Here is a 1,273-nt window from a genome sequence, read left to right as displayed (position 1 = left end):
GCGAAGAACTGGTACAGCGTGCCGATGGGGACCCCCGCGCGGGAGGCGACCTCCTCGCACGTGAAGGAATCGAAGCCCACCTCGACGAGCACCTCGCGGGCCGAGGACAGCAGGGCCTGGAACTTCCGGCGGCTGCGTTCCTGGATCGGACGGCGACGGGGGACCAGGATGTTGAGCTCGTCCTGGACGGCGTCGTCCGCGGGAACCCGGGTCGGGTCCGGCGTGCGATCGGAGGGGTCGACGCTCATGTGTGGACTCAGCCCTCCACGGGCTCGGGCTCGGGCAACTCCACGCCGAGGAGACCGGCGACCATCGCCACGTGCCCCTTTGCCCGGACGTTGTACCGGGCGAGGGAGAGCGTTCCGTCGTGCTCCACCACGAACGTGGAGCGGATCACTCCCATGACGGTCTTGCCGTAGTTCTTCTTCTCCCCGAACGCGCCCCACTCCGTGAGCATGGTCTTGTCCTGATCGGACAGCAGAGGGAAGGTGATCTGGTGCTTGTCACGGAAGCGCGTCAGCTTGGCCGGGGGATCGGGGGAGACGCCGACGACGCCGATCCCGGCCTCCTGCAGCGCGTGGAGCGCGGTCTCGAAGTCCACGGTCTCCGTGGTGCAGCCCGGCGTCAGTGCGGCGGGATAGACGTAGACCAGAACGCGGCCGTGCGTGCCGAGCAGGTCCGCAAGCGACGTCGGAGTCCCGTCGGCGTCGGGGAGCGTGAAGTCGGGGGCGGTCTGGCCCACCTCGAGCCGTGGTGTACTCACCGGTGCTCCTGGAGTCGGGGTCGGGGCGTCTGACCCTCCCAACCTATCCGATGCGTCGGCGCGCGGGCGCGGATCGTCGCCGGGTGCAGTAGCGTGGGCGGAGTCCAGAACCCGCGGCACGCCGCGTGACGAGCGATCGACGGAGGTCTCGTGTCCAGGAGTTACGACAGCATCGAAGGCGACATCGCCAAGGCGCGTGACGATCTCGCGACCACGTTGGACGAGATCATCGACCGGGTCAATCCCAAGAACCTCGCCGCCGAGGGCAAGGAGAAGGCCACGGCCGCGCTGAGGGACCCTCGCGTCCTGGCTGTTCTCGGGGGGATCGCCGCCCTGGTCGTCGGCGGCATCACCGTCTCGGTGGTCAACAAGCGCAAGGAACGCCAGCGCATCGAGGCCTACCTGGCGGCCCGGGGGGCCTGAGCCCCGGCCCGGACCCCTCTGACGACGAGAGGCCCTCCCCGCGGGGGAGGGCCTCTCGTTGTCTTGTGCGCCATCAGGGACTCGAAC

The 1,273-nt window shown here is 69.2% G+C and carries 3 protein-coding genes; 1 reads left to right on the top strand and 2 read right to left on the bottom strand.

What is annotated here, in order from left to right:
• A partial coding sequence (locus tag B4M60_RS08305) for a helix-turn-helix domain-containing protein (RefSeq protein ID WP_291082139.1) occupies positions 1-248 on the bottom strand: 248 nt, incomplete at its 3' end.
• Positions 249-256: 8 nt separating this feature from the next.
• Complete coding sequence (locus B4M60_RS08300; RefSeq protein WP_291082137.1) at positions 257-763, bottom strand: peroxiredoxin; 507 nt, start codon at positions 761-763, stop codon at positions 257-259.
• Between the two features lie 150 nt (positions 764-913).
• Between B4M60_RS08300 and B4M60_RS08295 the strand changes: the two genes are divergently transcribed.
• Positions 914-1,186, top strand: coding sequence for a DUF3618 domain-containing protein (locus B4M60_RS08295; RefSeq protein ID WP_291082135.1), 273 nt, complete (start codon positions 914-916; stop codon positions 1,184-1,186).
• Positions 1,187-1,273: the final 87 nt, after the last annotated feature.

Source organism: Dietzia sp. UBA5065 (assembly GCA_002415925.1).
GTDB lineage: Bacteria > Actinomycetota > Actinomycetes > Mycobacteriales > Mycobacteriaceae > Dietzia.
The sequence above is the reverse complement of the archived record's forward strand: the minus strand, read 5'-3'. Positions and strand labels throughout refer to the sequence as shown.